Source organism: Seonamhaeicola sp. (assembly GCF_028281565.1).
GTDB lineage: Bacteria > Bacteroidota > Bacteroidia > Flavobacteriales > Flavobacteriaceae > Seonamhaeicola.
Map to the genome: position 1 here is coordinate 64254 of NZ_JANQJQ010000008.1, position 19302 is coordinate 83555.

Consider the following 19302-nt stretch of genomic DNA (forward strand, 5'->3'; position numbering starts at 1 on the left):
AAACTACAATAATTGCGCCATTTTTTTCGTACAATATCGATCCTTTATTTCTATGGTTTTGGGTTCAACTATAACAAAAACTAATCATTAAATTATTAATTATCACTAAATACTATTCATAATATATAGTCGTAATTAATATTAAAATGTTACATAAAAATATAAGTTTTAAACGCCTTGATTTTGTGTAACTTACATCTAATTTAATGTAATTTTCTTCTTATATTTGAATAAACATAAACCCAAAAACTATGTTTAACGAAGAAGTAAAATCTATATTAGACCTTATTAAAGCTTTCCCGGATGAACAGTCTTGCATTGATCATTTAGAACTATTGCGTTGGAACGATGGTGTTATAAGCCCTTTTGATGCTTCGTCTAAAGTTTATAAGTGCAAGAACAATAAATATAGATGTAAAAACACCGGTAAATATTTTAATGTAAAGACCGATACTATTTTTGATAACACTAAAATGCCGCTTCAAAAATGGTTTATGGCTATTTGGTTAGTTACTTCACATAAAAAAGGGATTTCATCACTTCAATTGGGGCGTGATTTGGGAATTACTCAAAAATCTGCCTGGTTTATGTTGCAACGCATTAGGAGTTGTTTTGGAGTTGATAAAAATGATGATCAGCAATTGCACGGAGAAATCGAAATTGATGAAACCTATATAGGTGGGAAATCCAAAAATCGCCATGCTTCGATTAGAAAGGACGAATCCCCTGAAATTAAAGAACGTTTTAAAAAATCGGCAGTCTTAGGGATGGTACAACGTGAGGGAGATATTAGAGCAAAGCATATAGCCGATACTAAAAAATATTCCTTATTGTTGCCTATCTTAAAAAACATTGAAAAACAAGCCACGATCTACAGTGATCAATTAAGGGCTTATGACAGTTTAGAATTGATTTATAATCATGAAACTGTTAAACATCATCAAGGCGAATATGTACGAGGGCGGGTTCATACCAACACCATTGAAAGCTTTTGGGCTTTATTAAAGCGTGGTATCTATGGAATATATCATTTTACGTCCCGGAAACATTTGCATTATTATGTTGATGAATTTGTATTTAGATACAATACAAGAAAGCAAAGTGAAATTGATAGATTTAATTTACTTTTACAAAATATCAAGAATAAATTAACCTATAAGCAATTGACACATGCCTGACAACATTAGAAAGATAAATAAAAAGGGGGAGTGGTATTATTCTTTAGATGACATTATGGATTTGCTCGAAAAAGCAAAAAGCATTGAAGACTTAAAATCAATGCTTATTCCTGAAAAAAAACCATTATCAGACTTCAACCAAAAACTCATACAAGGGCTTAATTTTAATCCAAAAAAAAACAAATCAGAATTTATGGATTGGGAACAATGCAATTTAAAAATCCAAAAATATAAACATTTAGAAGGCAAAGTATTTAGTAGCCCAACTGAGCAAATTAAAATAAAAGAAATAGAATGCATTCAGCATCATACAGAAAAACACTTTCTTATATATGCTAAATATTTTAGCAATAAATTCAATAACCCCAATGAATTTAGAGTTGCCGAATTAAGTATATTACAGAAAAAGTTTAATATCCCTGATTAAACAAAATTTTATTTATTCCAATTAGTCTTTTGTATTTTATTTAATTCTTCTTTTGTATCAAAAGAAATATGAGGAACTAAATCAGGTAAAAATATAAAGCAAATTCTTTCTATAATAGAGTTATGTTTTTTTATGAATGATCTTATGGTTTTATTGAGTTCATTAGTATCCTTATTGTAAACTTCAATGGGAATTTTTTCTAAAATATTATCAAGTTTAGAGCCATCCATTAAAAAGTGTATAATTGGTTCATTAGAATTCTTATCAAAATATGCGCCTACTATACATGAATAATATTTTTGCGCATATTTATTTATTGTCTCTTTTACTTTTAGCTCTTCATTTTTAAAATTTTTGAATTCTATAGAGTTTGACTTTTTTGTCTTATTGTCTTCCATGTTCTTTGATTTTTTATTGAATTATATGAAAACTTTTAGTGTAGAGTTGTATATAATTCCCTATTTAATTGAACAAAAAATACCCCAAAAAAAGCATTAATTTTATACTTATCTTTATAAATGAAAAAAGAAAAGCACCCATAAAGGATGCTTAAAATATTAAGACTTCCATAATTAGGAAGTATCAGACCAGCCGTTAAAAGTGTGCCGTCTCTCATTAGGATAGGGCTTTTAACTTAAAGTCGGAAAAGGGAGTAGATTTAGCGGTCACTCCCTTTTTTTATGCCATAAAGTTAATGAATCTTACATTTCTACACAATTTTAGCTAGCCAACCACGTCAGTCCCTTGATTTTTTTTCAGGTTCAGGAATTTTTTATATGGCTCCATTGACTGTTTTCACAATTACCACCACAAGAGTGATGATAGCTACGATCAAAAGTAAAATGGCAGTTATGAGTTTTATTATTGCTGTCTGCTTCATGGGTAATATTTTTGGCGGTTAAAAAATAATTATTGGTTTAAGTTATTGTAAATCAGGTTTCTGAGACTCACATGGTACTAACTCCAAAATATATGCCAAAGTCCTTAATGCCTTTCTTGTAGCAAAGCCCTTATATTTAAAAGCTTCAGCGAGGCTAGGATGTACAAAAATGGTATTTTTTGGTTTAGACAAAAAAACGGAGCCGTGACCTACAAAAATATCTTTTGAAAGTTGAAATTAGAATCAATGGGCTCGTCCCAGATAATATATATAGTTGTCTGGTTAGTGACTTTAATAGTGAAAAAAGAGTTTCCTATAGTGTTTATGAATTATCGAATACACAAGGTTAAGTATTATAAGGTTAAGTATTATTAAGACTAGTTTTTATTTCCAACATAATCGGGATTTGAATATCTATATACTTCCACAACAATACCAAATTCGTTTACGTGCAAATACAAACTTCTTTCGTCAATTTCTTTTTTTATAGTTCTCTTAGAGTTTATTGACGGGTGTAATGCTTTTAGTCCTTTGTAGAAAGAATCAAGGTTAGATTCGGCATAAATTACTCTGTGGTTACTAATGGCAATATAGATATAATTAATACGACTATTCATTCACAAGAGCATTTATTTTTTACGAATATAACCAATTAAGCACTTAATTTGTTTATAACTTTCTAAGTTATTTTTAATAATCTCTTTATGATGTAGCTTTTTTTTATTTAAATTTGTAACAACAAAAAACCCCAACGCTCCAACGTTGGGGTTAGTGAGTAATCTTTTTGGAGTGCTTAGGTAAAACGTTAATGAGACGAATCCTAACTGAACTTTCAACCTGTATATATTGGCAGGTCTTTAAGATTACTGGTTAAATAAAGGAGGTTGAGTATATTAAACTCGGTTTAAGAATGGCTAATGAGACCATCTTCAACCCCTCTTTCACTTGAATTTAAGCATCCTTAGGGGTGCTTTTCTGTTATACAACAAATTTAAACACAACGATTTGAATTTAGAAACGAAGTTATCAACACATGTGAATAAAAGAACCATGATTCAAATTAGTGTTATATCAGGTAAACAAAGGGGTTTGAAGTGTTGATAAGTTTTTTTCCTAAATTTACCATATGCTATTCTTTAAAAAAGACAAGAGAAGAAACGACTATTTCGACAACTACGGAAATAGAACTAAACAAAGTATTATAGGCGGTGTTTTGTAGGCTTTATTATTGGGCGCTACGGTATCTACAAACTTATAGAATGGTTGTTTTTATAATTTGTACAGAATAATCTTATATTTGAGAAAAATACATCAATGAACGTCCGTATACCCAAAGATGAAAATATCCGTATTGCAAACACCAGAGATATTGCGCGTATCATGCGCAAGGTGCTTTTAAGGCAACACAGGTTACACAGGAAGAAAGAGTATTTTTGGGTTATCGGGCTTAGTGCCAGGCACGATATAGAGTATATCGAACTTCTAACCATTGGCATACTCAACCAAAACAATATTGATCCGGTAGAAGTATTCAATTTTGCCGTAGCAAAAAAATGCAAAACCATTATTGTGTGCCATAACCATCCCTCAGGAGATTTAACTCCAAGTCAGGCAGACAAAAGAATTACCAATAGAATCAGGAAAGGCGCAGAGATTCTAAATATCAAGTTCCTTGATCATATCATCATTGGAGAGGATAAAGACTATACAAGCTTTAAAGAAGAAAAGCTAATTTAGTTTTAATTGACTGCTCTGTAGACGTGGTAGTTCTTGTTTAGATTTATTTCATAGATTAAGTAGTCTGTAACTTTTAAGATATTTAAACACTAATATTATATCATGCTAGACTTCATTGAAAACTTATTTAGTATAGTTCTAAAAATATTCGTATTTGTTGCTTTGTTTTCTTTTTATACCTTAGTTTCTATGTGGGGAATTGTTGATTTAGGTGTTAACGACTATTTAAGTGAAGATAATATGCACTTATTAGTTATATTCTTAGGTTTAGTGTTTACTGTGGTTACGATAAATTTAGCAAAGACTTTTATTAAAAAGATACAAAATCAAAAATAAATACCGCTTTTAATTTCCTTAAATTTATTATGAAATCAAACTAGTAGTAGGCGCTTGTCCCATAATGTATATGGTCGCCTTAAAAAAAGGGGATTAATATAAGTTTACACCAAAAATAAAAGTTTAATCTCGCACTTAGAAAACGTGCTTTCAGTTTTCAAACAGCTTTAGATTTTCAATAGAAACGTTTTTTACCTTAACCATATTGACCTGATGATCGTACTTTTCTATATGGGCGTTGCAGTTTGCTTGTTCGCAGGAGGTCAAGCATTCGGTTTCACGGTCAGAATCCCGACTCAAATAACACTTTAGCAAGCACCAGTTACAGTCTTTTGTGATGTCAGTATCATCAGCCACATAAAAAGCGATCCATTCGCCTTTTGGGCTCAGAAAATGGTAAACACCCGCTTTTGAGTTTTTAGATTTTTTTATTAATAACGCTTTTTTGCCTTTTATACCTATTTCTTCAACATGATAACTGCTGGAAAGACAAGAACTAAGTAAGAGACAAAGCGTAATAGCAATTACAGACCGCATAATACTGGTTTTTAAAATTTAAAAAAAGTACTAATTAGCTTAAAGGAAAATTATTACATATACAAACGTATTAAAAATAAACGACAAGCATAATAACATATGTTAATTAGGCAGAAATAATAAAATGTATTACTTCTTATTGTGAGTAGTTTCTTTTATATTAGTACATATATTCATAATATGGAACCTCAGGAGATAATAAGTAAACTTGAAAAAAACCAACATGTGTTTAGCGCCTTGTTGCAGGGAAAAAGCGAAGATGACTATTTATGGCGACCAAAACCTAATAAATGGAATTTGTTAGAAATTGTTTGCCACTTACTGGATGAAGAACAATTAGATTTCAGGGCCCGAACCAAGCATACTTTAGAGAACCCTTCGGAACTTCCGGAGCCTATTGATCCTGAGGGTTGGGTTAAAAAGCATGATTATGCCTCAAAAGATTATAATAAAACACTTGAGCGCTTTTTAGAAGAACGTACCAAATCTGTAGCGTGGTTAAAAACTCAAATCAACAGTCGTTGGGATCATGCTTACGAGCATCCGAAATTAGGGCCGTTATCAGCAAAGTTGTTTTTAAACAATTGGCTAGCGCATGATTATTTACATATAAGACAGATCAACCGGTATCATTACGAGTATTTTAATTCCAAAAGTGATACCAAATTACATTATGCCGGGGATTGGTAAAGTAACGTTGAAACACATGAAAAAAGGAATCCGTTCATATCTTGCTGTTTTATGGTGTTTGTTGATCATAGCAATTGGAGCCGCGCAGGAGTCCGAAAAAATTCTGGTTGAAACCATTACTGAAACCCTTGAAGAAAAAGCATTGACCGGTTTGTGTTTTTCAATAATTCACGAAGATGGCACTTGTAATGATTACGCCTTCGGGTTTTCGGATATGGAAAATAAAGTCCCCTTATCTGTTGATCATACGCTTTTCTCCGGGAGTATAGGTAAAACCTATGCCGTGGCATTATTAATGCAATTGGTTGATGATGGCGAGATCAATTTAAAGGAAAAATATGTTACCTATTTTCCGAATGTGAATTGGTTGCATAAACTGCCTAATATGCCGGAGATCACTGTTGAAATGCTCCTGCAGCATACCAGTGGTTTACCGCGTTATGTTTTTAAGGCGAAAGTTTGGGAGATCCTGAATAAAACCCCGGACAAAGTATGGTCATATAAGGATAGGTTAACTTTTATATTTAACGACGAACCCGTTCATGAGGCCGGTAAAGGATGGGCCTATTCAGATTCAAATTATATTTTACTTGGAATGTTAATTGAAAAAATAACTTCAAAAGCTTATTACGACCTGGTGCAGTCAAAATTGTTACAGCCTAATAAGCTCTTTAAAACACACCCTTCTTTAACCAGGCGCATTCCAAATCTGGCCATAGGCTATTCTAAAATGCCCGACATGTTTTTAGTGCCAAACAAAACAGTGGAAAATGGGGCTTATTTTATGAATCCACAGGTGGAGTGGACAGGAGGCGGTATGGCTTCAACCACATCGGATTTGGCTAAATGGGCAAAATTATATTATGAAGGCGCGCTTTTTTCAAAATCGGCATTAAAAAAAATAACAACGCCTAACCCTAACGGAGTCCATGTTGAAAACAAGAGCTCTTACGGTATGGGCAGTTTTATTTATGAATCCAAATTGGGAGAGGCCTATGGCCATTCCGGATTTATGCCCGGTTTTAATTCTATTTTTATTTACTACCCGAATAGGAAAGTGGCTGCTGCTTTGCAGTTTAATTGTGATTACGCGTCCAGTTCATTAAATATGAACGACCTGATTGATGATTTGGTTTTAATAACACTTGAACAATGACATATTCTATACCCAAAGCTTTGGAAATTTTAGAACGGACTCCTGAAACACTTAATGCCTTGTTGTTGGGACTTTCTGATGACTGGATCCATAACAATGAAGGTGATAATACCTGGAGCCCTTTTGATGTGGTCGGGCATTTAATTCACGGAGAAAAAACCGATTGGATCGAGCGTACCAACATCATTTTAAGCGATTCTGAAAATAAAACGTTTAAGTCATTTGACCGTTTTGCTCAATTTGAAGCTTCCAAAGGAAAAACACTTGATCAGTTATTAAATGAGTTTTCGGAATTAAGAGCCGAGAATTTAAAAAAGCTAAAGGCCTTACAGCTTACAGAAAGTCAATTGGACCTAAAAGGCACTCATCCAGAATTGGGAGAGGTGACCTTGAAACAGTTGTTAGCAACCTGGGTCACCCATGATCTGGGACATATAGCCCAAATAGCCCGGGTGATGGCAAAACAGTATAAAGATGAGGTGGGCCCCTGGGAGGCTTTTATTCCGGTTTTAAACAGATAAAAAACAGAGCGTTATGGAAAGACAATGTTTGGAATGCGGTGATAAAATTGTTGGCAGAATTGACAAAAAGTTCTGTAGCGACGGCTGTAGAAATGCCTATAACAACCGGGTAAATAAAGACAGTAAGAACTTAATTAGAAATACCAATAACAGGCTCAGGAAGAACTATAGGATTTTAGAAACACTCAATCCCAAAAATAAAACAAAAGTGTCCAGGTCAAAACTGATAGAACACGGTTTCGATTTTAATTATTTCACCAGTATTTATACCACCAAAGTGGGAACCGTTTATTATTTTGTCTATGACCAGGGGTATTTGCCTTTGGAACATGATTACTACGCCCTGGTGAAAAGAGAAAGTTAGTGTAACAAGGTATTATAATAAGCTACTTATATTATAAATTGTATTAATGATTCTAGCCGCAGATACTCAAAAGTATATAATACCTGTATTAATTATTCTGGTGCCAATAATCATTGGCCTTATAGCTTATTATTTTAGCGGGAAACAGGTCCTTCTCAGGCAACTTTCTAAGTTTGAATTTAAAAGTATCCTACAGTTTCGTACCAATGAGTTAACAAAAATTACCGGTAAAGTTTTGCATGTACATGAGCCGTTTGAGGTGCCATTTAGTAAACGAAAATGCGTAGCCTATGTCATTAAGATTCAGCAAAAAGTGAAAACAGGAAAGAGTTCCCGTTGGAAAACGCTTGTTGAAAAAGAAGATATTCAGGATTTTTTTATTGAAGACAAAGGGGAAGTGGTTATGGTGAAACCTACCAAATCCCCACGAAATTTTTACAGTTATTTAGTGGAAGATAAAAGTATCTCATCCGGCTTTTTAAATGACCCTACTCCGGAGTTTGAAGACGTATTAAATCAATACCATATAAAAAGCGAAAATTTTTTCGGGTTCAATAAGACACTGCGTTATTCGGAAAGAATTCTTGAAGTAGGTGAAACTATTACCGCGGCAGGTATAGCCAAATGGAAATCGGTTCAGGAGCCAATTGAAGGGTATAACTACTCTAAAATTGCGGCTCTTGAAAGTAACGAAACTCAAAAACTCATCATTACGGATTTACCTGAAGCAAGAAGGGCTAATGCTTAAGAACACACTATTTCCACCAATTTCGGCCCTTTAAGGTCATAGCGGCTTTTAGTACATCTTTCTGGCTTATCTGACCTACTAATTTCCCTTTTTCAACAATGGGAAAACGTCTGCGTTTGGCATTTAAAAATTTGTTGGCAGCATCAAAAATGTTCATATTGCCATCAATGGTTTCAATATTAGTCGCCATATGCTTTTCAATGGTCTTATCTTGCATGGGCATGTTGTAATATCTACTCTCACTAATTTGTTTTATACAATCGCCTTCAGAAATGATACCAATTAATTCGTTCTTTTCATTAACAACAGGGCCACCGGAAATACGGTGCTTTATTAATGATTGCATCACGCTTTCAATAGTCTGGTCTGGGGTAAACGTAATCAAATTTCGGGTCATGTAATCACTTACCTTTAAAGGTGTGTCGTCTGCTGCATTTGCTTGTTGCCGTCTGGCGCCTTGAAAACTTTTTATTCCCATAATTCTTAATTTAGATATTATTAAATGTAAATATTTTTTTTGAGTTTTCCTAAAAGGAAATTTTACCAAACCATTAAACATCCATTTACCTTTGGCATTGTTTATGTTCCGTAAAAAACTAATTATTAGGCCTTAGTTAAAATAATTAGCATTCTTTTAAGAGTTTAAATGTTAATTTTTTTTAGCTTTAGGCCCGTTAAAAATTGAAATGATGAAACCGGAAGGTTAGGTGTGATAATTAAGAAATATAAACATATGAAAAGATTATTAGGATTGATTTTGTTGATGAGTAGTTTAATGATTAACGCTCAAAGCAATTCGGAGTTACTGGCTCACTACGAAGCTTATTACAATCAAATGAAGAAACAAGGTGATGTTCAGGGGATTATTAATGCTATGACCCATTTAAATATACTAGCACCGTCTACGGCCAGAAAAGATACATTAGCCTATCTTTATATGGATCAGGGTATGAATATGCAAGCCATTAATACGCTGGAATACAATCAAAGTACGGCTGCGTTGAGTGTTGGAACAGATTCAGATATTGCTGTACAGGTAAAGGCTTTAGCATTAAAAGCCCTTAAGCAACCGCAATTGGCTGTTCCGTTTTTCGAAGAGATGTTTAAAAGAAACCCCAATCCTTTAGTGGCTTATGAGTTGGCTGAACTTAATTTGCAACTCAAAAAAACAGGTGAAGCTGAAAAACATATCATTTACGGATTGGCCAATTCTAAAGATGACATGAAAAAAGCATTTTTTGAAACCCAGACACCATATGAGGTACCGTTAAAAGCGGCTTTTATGTATTTAAATGCCCTGAATACTTATAACAAGGATACTAAAGCAAATATTGATGCGGCGGTTGATATTTTAGATGCTGCTTTAAAAGAAGCGCCTAATTTTAATATGATTCAGATTACTAAAAATGAATTATTAAGGCAAAAGCAGATCATCCAGGCACAGGCAACGCAGCCTAAGAATTAAGCTAGGAGATTAATAAAAAAGCGGCATTTTTAAATGCCGCTTTTTTATTGAAATTTATAATTGATCTTCCTTCTAGGGTTTTTGAATATCCTGATTATCAAACTCCACTTTTTTATTCATCTGCAGGTTCAGGTTAGAAAAGGCAACCAGCAGATCTTCTACGGAATTTAAAAGTTCTTGTTTTGATGTAGTAGATAAGTTAGACAAGCTTTCCAGTTTTAAGAACTTGGTTTCAAAGGCACTTATTCTGGCTGTTATTGAAGGCGAATTTACCGGTTCCGGAATATTCTTTTTCAACTCTATTAATGTAGTATCTATCACCCCTTTGTTATCATAAAAGAAGCTTAAATCGGCATTTTTAACATTGTCTATGACTTCCTGAAGTTGGTTATACTCAATCCAGTCTGAAACATGCACCTCTGTTTTTTCATCCAGAAGAAACTCTATATAATCAATGTTCGAAATATCTTTTTCTGTTATTTCCTGACTTTCGGTTTCCGAATGGTCTCCGTTAGCATTCTGTGTTCTTTTACAGGAAAAAAGAACAAAAAATAAACAAAAAGTACTTACAAATAGTTTGTTCATTAAAACAGTGTTTAAATGTATAACGCAAATATATGGGAATAGTTTATTTTTTAATTTTTTTGTGAATTTTTAAATGAAAAAATTCATGTACTTTTGAAAACACCCCAAAATTCTAAATCAATAATAATATGCTTGAAAATTTTTGGTTCAATGTGGAATATGGTATTAATCATGTACTTGATATAAATGCCTATGACCATGTTTTATTTCTCATAGTTTTAACCGTTCCTTATGTGTTTAAGGACTGGAAACGCGTTTTACTGTTAGTGTCTGTTTTTACTTTAGGGCATACGCTGTCATTGGTGTTAGCTGCTTACAGTGTTGTTAGGGTAAACGGGCAATTAGTAGAATTTTTAATACCTGTTACCATTTTAATTGTGGCGCTCTTTAATGTGTTTACGGCCGGTAAGGGGGCGCAAAAAGAAAAGGTAGGCGTATTGTTTTTATCAACTCTGTTTTTCGGATTAATACACGGTTTGGGTTTTGCCCGCGAGTTTCATATTTTGTTGGGTGATTCGGACAACAAACTGGTACTCCTGTTAGAATTTGCTCTGGGTATAGAACTGGCCCAGGTTATTATAGTATTTATAGTGTTATTCCTGGGATATGTAGGGCAAACTATTTTCAGGTTCTCAAAAAGGGATTGGATTATGGTCATCTCGGCCATCGTGGTTGGTTTGGTCATTCCTATGATCTTAAACAGCGAGTTTTTGGCTTAAATAGTAGAAAAACGTTAAACTTTTATAAAACTTTAAGCAACAACGTTGTAATTAAAATACTAACCAAGTATCTTCGTTATACTATTTTGTGTGAGGGATTGCAACAACATTGTTATATTTGGTGACTAATGTGTAGCACTGAGCTTGTCGAAGTGTTCTTGAAGTTATCAAATGTGAGATACAGTGCAAAGTTCGGCGTAACATGAATGTTGCTCACGCTGTAATATCAAAAGAAATTAATGCCAGAACAAAAACAGTTAAAATACGATAAAGCGTATTTAAGGATTGCACAGGAATGGGGGAAGCTCTCCTATTGTAAAAGAAGGCAGGTAGGCGCCATCATTGTAAAAGACAGAATGATCATTTCCGATGGCTATAACGGGACCCCATCAGGGTTTGAGAATTTTTGTGAAGATGAAGAAGGCTACACAAAATGGTATGTGTTGCATGCCGAAGCCAATGCTATTTTAAAAGTAGCGGCATCCACACAATCTTGTAAGGGAGCCACATTATATGTTACTTTGTCGCCGTGTAAAGAGTGTAGCAAGTTGATACATCAGGCAGGAATCGTGAGGGTGGTTTATAGTAACCAGTATAAAGATGATTCCGGGTTAAAATTCTTAGAAAAAGCCGGAGTGAAATTAAAATTAATTGAAGATTTATAAGCATAATGCCCTATCAAAGAAAATATTTACCATTGGTTCTAGGAGTTGCTATTGCAGCCGGGATCTTTATTGGTGGCAAACTGAATTTTAGTGATGCTCCGGATCGGTTGTTCTCTACCAACAGTAAAAAGGATAAACTTAACCGCCTTATTGATTATATAGATTACGATTACGTTGAAGATGTTAATACAGATAGCATTGTAGACGTTACAGTAAATGGTATTTTAGACAATCTGGATCCGCATTCGGTATACATACCAAAAGAGGATATGGAACGTGTTGCCGAAAACATGAAAGGTGATTTTGTAGGTATTGGTGTGAGTTTTTATACTTACAGGGATACCATTACCGTGATCCGGGCTATTGAAGGAGGGCCAAGTGAAAAAGCCGGTATAAAAGGTGGTGATAGAATTTTAATGGCCAATGGTGACTCCCTTTACGGCGATGGTATTAAAGACGGTGAGATTGTAAAACGATTGAAAGGCCCCATAAATACCAAAGTAGATCTAACCGTTTTTAGAAAAGGGGAACCGAAGCTTTTAAACTTTACAGTAAAACGCGGTGTGATTCCTATTAAAAGTGTGGATGCTGCGTATATGCTTACCGAAACATTAGGCTATATAAAAGTCAACCGCTTTGCAGAATCTACCTATAAAGAATTCAAAAGGGGGTTAGATAAACTTATTGATCTGGGAGCTACTGAAATTGCCCTGGATCTAAGGGGAAACCCCGGCGGGTTTTTAGGGATTGCAGAACAGATAGTTGATGAGTTTTTGAGCAATAACAAGCTTATACTGTTTACTAAGAACAAGCGTGGACATATAGAGGAAAGTTACGCTACCAGGAAAGGTGATTTTGAAGAAGGGAAAGTGTATGTGCTTATTGATGAAAACTCGGCTTCGGCCAGTGAAATTGTGGCAGGAGCCCTTCAGGATAATGATAAAGGGACCATTATAGGGCGCCGAAGTTACGGTAAAGGTTTAGTACAACGCGAAATGGATTTAGGCGATGGAAGCGCCGTACGCTTAACGGTCTCCCGTTATTATACGCCAACAGGGCGTTCCATTCAAAGACCCTATAAAAAGAATGGGCATAAAGATTATTTTGAGGAGTATTTTGACAGGTTAGACAGTGGGGAGTTGTTGGACCCCAATAAAATTGAGGTAGCGGATTCTTTAAAGTTCACTACGCCTGCAGGTAAAACAGTTTATGGTGGCGGCGGTATTATTCCCGATGTGTTTGTGCCTATAGATAACAGTCTGCATAACGAAACCTTACAGTATATAGAGCAATATCAATTCTTTGATAATTTTATTTTCAGACAGTTAGATGTAGACCGGCATGCTTATGACGGGATTTCACGCAGAGACTTTATTGAAAGTTTTGAAGTGGACGATGAACTGGTTGTAAAATTTCAAGACTACGTAAACACCCAGACACGCTCTAAAGTCACTTTTGTAGCCTATCACAAAGAGGTAAAACAATACCTGAAAGCAACGCTTGCCGACCAACTTTACGGTAACGGCGCTTTTGAAGAAGTCTTCAATCAAACCGATATCATGATCGATGAGGTGATTAAGTTGAGTGATGGGAAATAGGGTTTAGTTTTTTTAATATATCGGATTCATTTTCAGGAGCTTTACCTTTCGTGTGCTCTTATTTCTTATATTTAATGTTCTCTTGTTATGCTTTTAAAAGTGAACGGCAAATATTTCCATACCGCCATTATTTTGTTTGTGTGTCATTGGGTATTTTCTCAATGCCCGCAGGGTGATATTTTTCTATTCACTCAAGAGGAAGTGGATAATATGGTAAGCGCTTTTCCTAATTGTGAGACCGTAACGGGTGATTTAATAATAGGGGATGATATAAATGATATTTCCGGAATTAATAAAGTAAAAAGAATCGAAGGGTCGTTAGTAGTCATGGGTACTAACATAACCAGTATTTCAAATTTTGCTACTCTAAATTTTATTTTCGGAGATTTTTATATTGAACACAATGCAAACCTCGAGTCCATAGAAGGCATAAACCTGTTGACCCATATAGGTGGTGATCTGGTGATCTCCACGGAGAACGGCGGTTTAAGATCAATTTCAGGATTCAATAGCCTGGAAACCATAGGAGGGAATTTTACAGTATCTGATAACCAGGATTTGGTTTCTTTTACCGGTTTTCCAGTCTTAACAAATGCCGAAGGATGGTTTACTATTTCAGACAATGCAAGGTTACCTGGTATCCCAAATTTCAATCAATTAAAACTAATTAGTAATGATTTTGCCATTCTGAATAATGATGCATTACCTCAAATTAACGGCTTTAATCAATTAGAAGAAATAAAGCGCAGTTTCACAATAAAAGACAATGATCTTTTAGAGTCTGTTAATGGTTTCGGCCGGCTTTCCGAAGTCATTTTTGAAATGGAGCTTAATGGTGTTAACCTGTCCGGTATTCCTGATTTTAATGCCTTAGTGACCATAGGGGGCGGTTTAAATGTGAATCATACAGCTTTGACCGGTATTACAGGATTTAATAATGTAAATGTCATTGGCGATGTAAATCCGGCATTGGGATATTTATTTATTTCAGACAATAAGGATCTAACAGCTATCAATGGCTTTGATAATTTACAAAAGTTGGAAGGGGAGTTTAGAGTTGATTCCAATAATGCTTTGTTAAGCTTAGGCGGATTTAGTGATCTGGTGCAAGTGGGAGCCTTAAACATTTTTTTAAATGCATCGCTTCCTGATTTAAATGGTTTAGGGAGTCTAAATATAGTGGGCGGATTAAATACAAATGGGATCTACATTAACGGAAACCCAGCCCTAATGGATTGTTCCGCTATATGTAATTTATTGCAGAATGGAGATATATTGGGACGTGTCGACATTGCTGATAATCCGTCAAAATGTTCAAGCGACATTGAGATCATAGAGGCGTGCCATCCGGATTTTGATAATGATGGGATTGTAAACGTTGATGATCTGGATGATGATAATGATGGGATTTTAGATGTGGTGGAGCAAAACGGTGCTATTGACAGAGATACAGACAGTGATGGTTTTCCGGACCACAGGGATCTGGACAGCGATGGTGATGGTTGTTTTGATGTTATTGAAGCAGGTTTCACAGATGATGATGGTAACGGAACTTTGGGAACAATGCCTGACACTGTGGATTCGGATGGATTAATTATTGGAGAACTAACAGGGTATACAACACCTTTGGATGCCGATATAGATGGTGTTCCGGATTTTCAGCAGAACGATACGAAAGGTGCCGGAACAGATGGAAGTCTAACTATTTGTACATACGATTTACCGGTTGATTTATTTGATAGCTTGGGAGATGAGGCTGATAGTGGCGGGTATTGGATACCTGAATTATCAAGCGGAACCGGGGTTTTTGATCCTATGGTAGATGCGCCTGGAGTTTATACCTATATAGTGTCCAATGGCGTATGTGGTGATGAAAGCGCTATGGTAACGGTAAACTTAAGAACTTCGGATGACAATACAGAGGCGTATTCCACCCTGGAACTGTGTTTTAAAAGCGGGCCTGTAAATTTGTTCGATCATTTGGAAGGAGCATCTGAGCCCGGAGGTAAATGGACTCCGGAATTGGTAAGTGGAACTGACATATTTGATCCGTCAATGGATGTCCCCGGGCTTTATGCCTATGAAGTTTCTACAGGCGAATTATGTGGTAGGCATATATCGAGAATTTTAATTAATGTTACAGGTTTAAATCTCATAACCAATTATACTATTAAAACATCAAGCTATACCGATTCGAATTTCATAGAAGTTATTGTAGATTCAGATTTACAATTAGAATATTCTTTAGATGGGATACAGTATCAGGAAAGTAACAGGTTTGAAAATCTGGAATCTGGCAGTTATCGGGTTTTTGCCCGGGAAAGAGATGGTTGTGGCTATTTAGAAGATACGGTTACTATATTGGATTTTCCAAAGTTCTTTACACCTAACGGCGATGGTATAAATGATACCTGGGAATTGGAAGGCACGGAAACTATTGCAGTTTATATCTATGACCGTTACGGGAAACTTCTCAAGTTTTTACAGGCGGGGAATGGCGCATGGGATGGTACTTTTAAAGGCGTCAATTTGCCTGTGGATGATTATTGGTTTAAAGCTGTTTTCCCGGATAATAAAGTTAGAATTGGCAATTTTACATTGAAAAGGTAATTACTTAGCCTTATCATGTGCCTCAATATGCATCCGTTTTCTCAATATGTTATTATGTCCATATTTGCTAAATATAGACATTTGTATTATATTTGATTTTAAAGACAAAATCATGAATGTAAGCTTGACAAAAAAACAAGAAGAATATATTGCCAATCAAATTGAGTCAGGAGACTTTCAAAACGCAAGTGAATTGGTTAGAGATGCTTTAAGGTTACATGAAGCTTACAGGCATCGTGTTATCATGGACTTAAAAGCTGAAATAGAAAAAGGATGGTCTGGAAAAACTAGCAGTCGTTCGGTAAAAGACATAATAAAAAGCAAAACTTCAAAACAATAAATGCCCAAATTAAAAGGCTATAAACTTTCCGAAAGGGCAGATGTAGATTTAGAGGATATTTTTGATTACACAGAATTTCACCACGGCGCGAATCAAGCGATTAAATACCTAACCGATTTAGAAACAGTTTTTAAGGCTTTGGTTGTCAATCCTGAAATTGGCAGACAACGGAATGAAATAAAAGTAGGGCTATATAGCATTCCGGAACAGGAACACATCATTTTTTATAGAATTCTAAAAGATTATATTAGAATTGTGAGAGTGCTTCACGGTAGTAAAGATATACCCAAACAATTCTAGATTTCAATCTTATCATGAACCTTGGTATGCTTACCGCCATTCCAAAGCGTTAAAATATCCGTAGCTACATGGGCACCACTTCCGGAAGCAATAGAGAACTGACTTCGCCACCCGGCAAGCGTTCCGGTAACGTATAAATTGTCTTCAATCAAATGATCGGTGTTTTTCAACCAAATGCGGTCCTTTTCAATAGCCGCTCTGGGGTGCGGCGCAACATAGTGTTCCAAACCTTTAATTCGCATTAAATTAGTATAGCCAACGGCAATCACTACAATTTCAGACTGATATGTGTTTTTATTGGTGCTTACTTCAAATCCGTTTTCAGATTTAGAAATTTCCAGAACCTTTTCTTTCGCTATTTGTTCAACATGCGGATACAGGTCGGTTAACTGTTTTTTACCACCCTCTAAAATAGAAGCACCTGTGGTTCCGGGAGTCAACCCCAATACATTATTGAATAAAGCGGTTTGCAAATGCGACGCTTTTTGGTGTGTCACAATACCGATGCGCTTGTCTTTAGCATAAGCTTTGTTTTTAGCGGACCCTAAAACCAGGGCGCAAGACAAACCCGCTGCACCACCACCAACTATGAATACATCAAACATGTTATTGTCGTTCTTTTACTTTTTGTTCAATGCGCTTTGATATTCTGAGAATAACCATCAGAATAATGGCACACAACGCAGCAACAATGGTTATTATAGCAACCATACTGTCGCCTTTAAAAGGCGCTTCAAAATCAATTTTTGTGGTATTGAAAATTGCAAGTGCGCTTGCAATAACGATTATAATGGCAGAAACAATTCGCATAACCTTAATCAAATAAAATTTTAATGTTTTCGGCAAACAGTTTTACAGCAATAGCTAATAGTACAACGCCAAATATCTTTCTGATAATACTAATACCGTTTTGCCCTAAAAAGCGTTCTATCTTTTTTGAGGTCTTTAAAACTATAAATATAACGATCACATTTAAAATGATGGCAATAATAATGTTTTCCACCCTGAACTCAGCCCGTAATGACAATAAGGTTGTCAAACTTCCGGGGCCGGCAATTAACGGAAACGCCAATGGAAAAACAGAGGCGGTCATTACGTTGTTTTCTTCCTCTTTGTAAAGGGTGATGCCTAAAATCATTTCCAGGGCAATAAAAAATAAAATAAACGCACCGGCAATGGCAAACGAGTTGACATCAATACCGATAAGGTTTAAAATACTCTTCCCTAAAAACAGGAACAATATCATAATGGCTCCCGCTATTAACGACGCTTTTTCACTCTGAATATGACCTACTTTTTTACGCAGATCTATTATTATGGGTATGTTACCAATAATGTCAATAACAGCAAATAATACCATAAATGCCGTAATGATCTCTTTAAATATTAGCTCCATGATTTACGCTATTAAATTTTGAGGGCAAAGGTCGGTATTTAATACTAGATTTTAGTGTTAAATTAAATCTAAAGTTTCTCTATTTTTGCGACATGTTTCAACTGGGAAAAACAATCGTTTCAGATGATGTGGTACAGAAGGATTTTGTGTGCAATTTATCGGCGTGCAAAGGTGCTTGTTGTGTTGATGGCGATGCCGGCGCTCCGCTTGATAAGGAAGAAACCACAATTTTAGATGATATCTACCCTAAAGTAAAACCCTTTATGCGTAAGGAGGGTATTGAGGCTATTGAAACACAGGGCGCTTATATTACTACTGAAGAAGGCGAACTTGAAACCCCTTTAATAAATAATGCAGATTGCGCCTATGTGATTTTTGATGAAAACGAAGTAGCACTATGTGCCATTGAGGAAGCGTATAATCAGGGCGAAATATCCTGGAAAAAGCCCCTGTCCTGTCATTTGTATCCCATAAGAGTTAGAGATTATACCGAATTTTCGGCCGTGAATTACCATAAATGGCAAATTTGTGATGACGCCTGTGTGTTAGGAGAAGCACTTCAAGTTCCGGTCTATAAATTCGTGAAAGAAGCCTTAATTAGAAAATTTGGAGAAGACTGGTATATGGAGCTGGAAAAAGTTGCTGAAACTTTTTAACAACCCAAAAAATCACCACAAAAAAGGCTCAAAAACCCTTTAAATAAAAGGGTTTTTAAAGTTAAGAGTATATCAATTTTTTGTAAACTTTTTGAATTTTAAAAAATATTAATTAATTGATAATCAAACAATTAACTGTTTTTTATTGTAAACTTCCTGATAATCAACCGTTTTTTTATTTGTTAAAAACTTGTTGAAAAGCTTTCGAAGATTTCCTGAAAACTTATCAATCATTTTACAATCTTTGTTAACCTCGAATCGAAGTAAAAAAATCGTCAAATTTTAATTAAAAACTCAAAAAATTATGTCTCAGGCAGTAGAACCCATTCTTCAAGAAAACAAAGATCGTTTTGTTATTTTTCCAATTCAACATCATGATATTTGGGAATGGTAT

The 19302-nt window shown here is 35.1% G+C and carries 24 protein-coding genes; 16 read left to right on the forward strand and 8 right to left on the reverse strand.

Annotation, left to right across the window (positions count from 1 at the left end):
- The first annotated feature begins 251 nt into the window (after positions 1-251).
- Positions 252-1178: an IS1595 family transposase gene (locus Q0983_RS03225; protein WP_299548624.1), complete on the forward strand. Its 927-nt coding sequence runs from the start codon at positions 252-254 to the stop codon at positions 1176-1178.
- The gene (locus tag Q0983_RS03230; RefSeq protein WP_299548626.1) at positions 1171-1605 is read left to right on the forward strand and encodes a hypothetical protein; all 435 of its coding nucleotides are present in this window, start codon (positions 1171-1173) and stop codon (positions 1603-1605) included. Before Q0983_RS03225 ends, Q0983_RS03230 begins: the two co-directional genes overlap by 8 nt.
- Before the next feature lie 8 nt (positions 1606-1613).
- On the opposite strand, the gene Q0983_RS03235 is transcribed toward Q0983_RS03230, so the two are convergent.
- Both Q0983_RS03235 and Q0983_RS03240 read right to left on the reverse strand, forming a co-directional pair.
- On the reverse strand, positions 1614-2003 hold the full coding sequence (locus tag Q0983_RS03235; RefSeq protein WP_299548629.1) for a hypothetical protein: 390 nt from the start codon (positions 2001-2003) through the stop codon (positions 1614-1616).
- Positions 2004-2862: 859 nt separating this feature from the next.
- Complete coding sequence (locus Q0983_RS03240) at positions 2863-3102, reverse strand: hypothetical protein (protein WP_299548632.1); 240 nt, start codon at positions 3100-3102, stop codon at positions 2863-2865.
- 697 nt (positions 3103-3799) lie between these two features.
- Between Q0983_RS03240 and Q0983_RS03245 the strand changes: the two genes are divergently transcribed.
- The gene (locus Q0983_RS03245; protein ID WP_299548635.1) at positions 3800-4222 is read left to right on the forward strand and encodes a JAB domain-containing protein; all 423 of its coding nucleotides are present in this window, start codon (positions 3800-3802) and stop codon (positions 4220-4222) included.
- A gap of 486 nt (positions 4223-4708) precedes the next feature.
- On the opposite strand, the gene Q0983_RS03250 is transcribed toward Q0983_RS03245, so the two are convergent.
- A complete protein-coding gene (locus Q0983_RS03250) occupies positions 4709-5095 on the reverse strand; it encodes a hypothetical protein (protein ID WP_299548638.1) in 387 nt (128 codons plus the stop codon).
- Between the two features lie 180 nt (positions 5096-5275).
- On the opposite strand from Q0983_RS03250, the gene Q0983_RS03255 reads away from it, so the two are divergent.
- Genes Q0983_RS03255 through Q0983_RS03275 form a run of 5 tightly spaced genes read left to right on the forward strand, consistent with a single transcriptional unit; the run spans position 5276 to position 8574 of the window.
- A complete protein-coding gene (locus Q0983_RS03255; RefSeq protein WP_299548641.1) occupies positions 5276-5785 on the forward strand; it encodes a DinB family protein in 510 nt (169 codons plus the stop codon).
- A gap of 16 nt (positions 5786-5801) precedes the next feature.
- Positions 5802-6941, forward strand: a complete 1140-nt coding sequence (locus Q0983_RS03260; protein WP_299548644.1) for a serine hydrolase domain-containing protein — start codon at positions 5802-5804, stop codon at positions 6939-6941.
- Positions 6938-7462 (forward strand): DinB family protein, encoded by a 525-nt coding sequence (locus tag Q0983_RS03265; RefSeq protein ID WP_299548647.1) that lies wholly within the window; start codon positions 6938-6940, stop codon positions 7460-7462. Before Q0983_RS03260 ends, Q0983_RS03265 begins: the two co-directional genes overlap by 4 nt.
- Before the next feature lie 13 nt (positions 7463-7475).
- A complete protein-coding gene (locus Q0983_RS03270; protein ID WP_299548650.1) occupies positions 7476-7826 on the forward strand; it encodes a hypothetical protein in 351 nt (116 codons plus the stop codon).
- Between the two features lie 46 nt (positions 7827-7872).
- Positions 7873-8574, forward strand: coding sequence for a GIDE domain-containing protein (locus Q0983_RS03275; RefSeq protein ID WP_299548653.1), 702 nt, complete (start codon positions 7873-7875; stop codon positions 8572-8574).
- A 7-nt stretch (positions 8575-8581) separates the two neighbouring features.
- Here Q0983_RS03275 and Q0983_RS03280 read toward each other — a convergent pair whose 3' ends face one another.
- The gene (locus Q0983_RS03280; protein WP_299548656.1) at positions 8582-9052 is read right to left on the reverse strand and encodes a CBS domain-containing protein; all 471 of its coding nucleotides are present in this window, start codon (positions 9050-9052) and stop codon (positions 8582-8584) included.
- A 255-nt stretch (positions 9053-9307) separates the two neighbouring features.
- Between Q0983_RS03280 and Q0983_RS03285 the strand changes: the two genes are divergently transcribed.
- Entirely contained in the window at positions 9308-10039 is a 732-nt protein-coding gene (locus Q0983_RS03285; protein ID WP_299548659.1) for a hypothetical protein, read from the forward strand.
- A gap of 72 nt (positions 10040-10111) precedes the next feature.
- Here the strand turns inward: Q0983_RS03285 and Q0983_RS03290 are convergent, their stop codons facing one another.
- The gene (locus Q0983_RS03290; RefSeq protein WP_299548662.1) at positions 10112-10624 is read right to left on the reverse strand and encodes a hypothetical protein; all 513 of its coding nucleotides are present in this window, start codon (positions 10622-10624) and stop codon (positions 10112-10114) included.
- A 128-nt stretch (positions 10625-10752) separates the two neighbouring features.
- On the opposite strand from Q0983_RS03290, the gene Q0983_RS03295 reads away from it, so the two are divergent.
- The 6 genes from Q0983_RS03295 (at position 10753) to Q0983_RS03320 (ending at position 16856) form a co-directional block, all read left to right on the forward strand.
- Positions 10753-11343: a HupE/UreJ family protein gene (locus Q0983_RS03295; protein WP_299548665.1), complete on the forward strand. Its 591-nt coding sequence runs from the start codon at positions 10753-10755 to the stop codon at positions 11341-11343.
- A gap of 239 nt (positions 11344-11582) precedes the next feature.
- Complete coding sequence (locus Q0983_RS03300; protein WP_299548668.1) at positions 11583-12008, forward strand: dCMP deaminase family protein; 426 nt, start codon at positions 11583-11585, stop codon at positions 12006-12008.
- Positions 12009-12013: 5 nt separating this feature from the next.
- Positions 12014-13606: a S41 family peptidase gene (locus Q0983_RS03305; RefSeq protein ID WP_299548671.1), complete on the forward strand. Its 1593-nt coding sequence runs from the start codon at positions 12014-12016 to the stop codon at positions 13604-13606.
- 87 nt (positions 13607-13693) lie between these two features.
- Positions 13694-16216, forward strand: coding sequence for a T9SS type B sorting domain-containing protein (locus Q0983_RS03310; protein WP_299548674.1), 2523 nt, complete (start codon positions 13694-13696; stop codon positions 16214-16216).
- Between the two features lie 112 nt (positions 16217-16328).
- Entirely contained in the window at positions 16329-16556 is a 228-nt protein-coding gene (locus tag Q0983_RS03315) for a type II toxin-antitoxin system ParD family antitoxin (RefSeq protein WP_299548676.1), read from the forward strand.
- Positions 16557-16856: a type II toxin-antitoxin system RelE/ParE family toxin gene (locus Q0983_RS03320; RefSeq protein WP_299548680.1), complete on the forward strand. Its 300-nt coding sequence runs from the start codon at positions 16557-16559 to the stop codon at positions 16854-16856. It begins immediately after the preceding gene.
- Here Q0983_RS03320 and Q0983_RS03325 read toward each other — a convergent pair.
- The 3 genes from Q0983_RS03325 to Q0983_RS03335 are packed head-to-tail and all read right to left on the reverse strand — an operon-like array spanning position 16853 to position 18252.
- Complete coding sequence (locus Q0983_RS03325; protein ID WP_299548683.1) at positions 16853-17461, reverse strand: NAD(P)-binding domain-containing protein; 609 nt, start codon at positions 17459-17461, stop codon at positions 16853-16855. The genes Q0983_RS03320 and Q0983_RS03325 overlap by 4 nt on opposite strands.
- Position 17462: 1 nt before the next feature.
- The gene (locus tag Q0983_RS03330; protein ID WP_299548686.1) at positions 17463-17666 is read right to left on the reverse strand and encodes a hypothetical protein; all 204 of its coding nucleotides are present in this window, start codon (positions 17664-17666) and stop codon (positions 17463-17465) included.
- A gap of 4 nt (positions 17667-17670) precedes the next feature.
- Positions 17671-18252, reverse strand: coding sequence for a MarC family protein (locus Q0983_RS03335; RefSeq protein ID WP_299548689.1), 582 nt, complete (start codon positions 18250-18252; stop codon positions 17671-17673).
- 92 nt (positions 18253-18344) lie between these two features.
- On the opposite strand from Q0983_RS03335, the gene Q0983_RS03340 reads away from it, so the two are divergent.
- Positions 18345-18908, forward strand: coding sequence for a DUF3109 family protein (locus tag Q0983_RS03340; protein WP_299548692.1), 564 nt, complete (start codon positions 18345-18347; stop codon positions 18906-18908).
- Positions 18909-19302 lie beyond the last annotated feature (394 nt).

Excerpts from the sequence above, each read along its gene's own strand:
- Q0983_RS03340 (WP_299548692.1), top strand. The coding sequence starts at position 18,345 with ATGTTTCAACTGGGAAAAACAATCGTTTCAGATGATGTGGTACAGAAG.
- Q0983_RS03335 (WP_299548689.1), bottom strand. The coding sequence starts at position 18,252 with ATGGAGCTAATATTTAAAGAGATCATTACGGCATTTATGGTATTATTT.
- Q0983_RS03305 (WP_299548671.1), top strand. The coding sequence starts at position 12,014 with ATGCCCTATCAAAGAAAATATTTACCATTGGTTCTAGGAGTTGCTATT.
- Q0983_RS03230 (WP_299548626.1), top strand. The coding sequence starts at position 1,171 with ATGCCTGACAACATTAGAAAGATAAATAAAAAGGGGGAGTGGTATTAT.
- Q0983_RS03260 (WP_299548644.1), top strand. The coding sequence starts at position 5,802 with ATGAAAAAAGGAATCCGTTCATATCTTGCTGTTTTATGGTGTTTGTTG.
- Q0983_RS03235 (WP_299548629.1), bottom strand. The coding sequence starts at position 2,003 with ATGGAAGACAATAAGACAAAAAAGTCAAACTCTATAGAATTCAAAAAT.
- Q0983_RS03310 (WP_299548674.1), top strand. The coding sequence starts at position 13,694 with ATGCTTTTAAAAGTGAACGGCAAATATTTCCATACCGCCATTATTTTG.
- Q0983_RS03270 (WP_299548650.1), top strand. The coding sequence starts at position 7,476 with ATGGAAAGACAATGTTTGGAATGCGGTGATAAAATTGTTGGCAGAATT.
- Q0983_RS03330 (WP_299548686.1), bottom strand. The coding sequence starts at position 17,666 with ATGCGAATTGTTTCTGCCATTATAATCGTTATTGCAAGCGCACTTGCA.
- Q0983_RS03275 (WP_299548653.1), top strand. The coding sequence starts at position 7,873 with ATGATTCTAGCCGCAGATACTCAAAAGTATATAATACCTGTATTAATT.
- Q0983_RS03315 (WP_299548676.1), top strand. The coding sequence starts at position 16,329 with ATGAATGTAAGCTTGACAAAAAAACAAGAAGAATATATTGCCAATCAA.
- Q0983_RS03295 (WP_299548665.1), top strand. The coding sequence starts at position 10,753 with ATGCTTGAAAATTTTTGGTTCAATGTGGAATATGGTATTAATCATGTA.
- Q0983_RS03320 (WP_299548680.1), top strand. The coding sequence starts at position 16,557 with ATGCCCAAATTAAAAGGCTATAAACTTTCCGAAAGGGCAGATGTAGAT.
- Q0983_RS03245 (WP_299548635.1), top strand. The coding sequence starts at position 3,800 with ATGAACGTCCGTATACCCAAAGATGAAAATATCCGTATTGCAAACACC.
- Q0983_RS03250 (WP_299548638.1), bottom strand. The coding sequence starts at position 5,095 with ATGCGGTCTGTAATTGCTATTACGCTTTGTCTCTTACTTAGTTCTTGT.
- Q0983_RS03265 (WP_299548647.1), top strand. The coding sequence starts at position 6,938 with ATGACATATTCTATACCCAAAGCTTTGGAAATTTTAGAACGGACTCCT.
- Q0983_RS03290 (WP_299548662.1), bottom strand. The coding sequence starts at position 10,624 with ATGAACAAACTATTTGTAAGTACTTTTTGTTTATTTTTTGTTCTTTTT.
- Q0983_RS03255 (WP_299548641.1), top strand. The coding sequence starts at position 5,276 with ATGGAACCTCAGGAGATAATAAGTAAACTTGAAAAAAACCAACATGTG.
- Q0983_RS03285 (WP_299548659.1), top strand. The coding sequence starts at position 9,308 with ATGAAAAGATTATTAGGATTGATTTTGTTGATGAGTAGTTTAATGATT.
- Q0983_RS03300 (WP_299548668.1), top strand. The coding sequence starts at position 11,583 with ATGCCAGAACAAAAACAGTTAAAATACGATAAAGCGTATTTAAGGATT.
- Q0983_RS03325 (WP_299548683.1), bottom strand. The coding sequence starts at position 17,461 with ATGTTTGATGTATTCATAGTTGGTGGTGGTGCAGCGGGTTTGTCTTGC.
- Q0983_RS03240 (WP_299548632.1), bottom strand. The coding sequence starts at position 3,102 with ATGAATAGTCGTATTAATTATATCTATATTGCCATTAGTAACCACAGA.
- Q0983_RS03225 (WP_299548624.1), top strand. The coding sequence starts at position 252 with ATGTTTAACGAAGAAGTAAAATCTATATTAGACCTTATTAAAGCTTTC.
- Q0983_RS03280 (WP_299548656.1), bottom strand. The coding sequence starts at position 9,052 with ATGGGAATAAAAAGTTTTCAAGGCGCCAGACGGCAACAAGCAAATGCA.